The following is a 1,196-nucleotide window of genomic DNA, read 5'->3' as shown; positions in this document are numbered from 1 at the left end:
AATTTAAAAATTCGGCTTTAGTATAACCGAATGGATAGTGCCTTTCTTCAGCGCTACTTTTCATATACTGGACCGTTAGGCAACATTTAAAACCAAAACTGAAATGCACGCTATTGACCAACTAAAAGAACTTGATTTAAGTGAATATCCGATTGCGGAATTAGACAGATTACTAACAAGTTTAGGACCTTTGGGAATTATGCTTACCGATTATCATAAAACACCTGAAGGCCAATATTCAAAGGAAATAGAGAGAGCTGTCAACAACACAAAAGAAGAACCAGAATTTAGTGCTGTTTCACGGATTTCATACAAACCTGCTAAATTCAATTCTAATTATTTGAGAGCGAGTACACCAAAAAATACAATGTTTTATGGTGCAGTAATTTCAGAAGAAGATTTTGACAAAGAAGAAATGAAGTACCCAAGAATTGTTGGTGCTTCCGAGATTTCAAGCCTAATGAGAAACTCTGATGTAATTGAAGGTTAGAGTCGTTTGACTTTTGGAAACTGGGAAGTAACTGAAGATATTTCGTTAGCGACTATTATTGACCCAACAATTGAGTATGAACATCCTTATCTTAATAGTTTGAAAAATAAATACGTTGAGTTTTTAAATGAAATGCCTGAAGACGTCCGAGAGAACACAGTTAAATGTCTTAAATTCTTGTCAGCGGAATTTTCTAAATATGTTTCGGGTGGTAACAATCACGAGTATTTAATTTCAGCAAAATTCACCGAGATTTTCACAAAAACTTCTACTTATGACGGAGTAGTTTATCCAAGTGTTCAATCCAAAGGTTATGGATTGTGCGTTGCCATTCATCCAAGGGCAATGAGCAAATTGAAACTAACAAAAGTTTTGCAATGTAAATTGACTAAAACTGTTGGAGAAGATGGGGAAAACGATTTTCAGCTTTTAAATGAGAAACATTGTCTAGTCGAAGATGGTGCTGAAACATTTGAATTAAAAGAAATAGAAAAATAAAAAACGTTGCCTAACAATGGCTATAAGTAATTGCTTGTTCTCGCCTACTTCTGAAAATCCTAGCGGATTTTCAGTTTGGTGTGTACTTGTTAAGTTAAGTGCTAACCCACGCAACTACTCATAGCCGAGAACGTTATGTAACATTTTGAAAAAATGATAGTTACACCATCAAAAGAAAGGTTAATAAAAGAAAACTTCATCGAATACT

Annotated in this window: 2 protein-coding genes; both read left to right on the top strand. The window is 34.3% G+C overall.

What is annotated here, in order from left to right:
- The first annotated feature begins 103 nt into the window (after nucleotides 1-103).
- Nucleotides 104-490 carry a hypothetical protein gene (locus ACEN25_RS15855; RefSeq protein ID WP_441803768.1) on the top strand — a complete coding sequence of 129 codons (387 nt, stop codon included), beginning with the start codon at nucleotides 104-106 and terminating at the stop codon, nucleotides 488-490.
- 6 nt (nucleotides 491-496) lie between these two features.
- Complete coding sequence (locus ACEN25_RS15850; protein WP_441803767.1) at nucleotides 497-988, top strand: hypothetical protein; 492 nt, start codon at nucleotides 497-499, stop codon at nucleotides 986-988.
- Nucleotides 989-1,196: the final 208 nt, after the last annotated feature.

Source organism: Leeuwenhoekiella sp. W20_SRS_FM14 (assembly GCF_052119605.1).
GTDB lineage: Bacteria > Bacteroidota > Bacteroidia > Flavobacteriales > Flavobacteriaceae > Leeuwenhoekiella.
The sequence above is the reverse complement of the archived record's forward strand: the minus strand, read 5'-3'. Positions and strand labels throughout refer to the sequence as shown.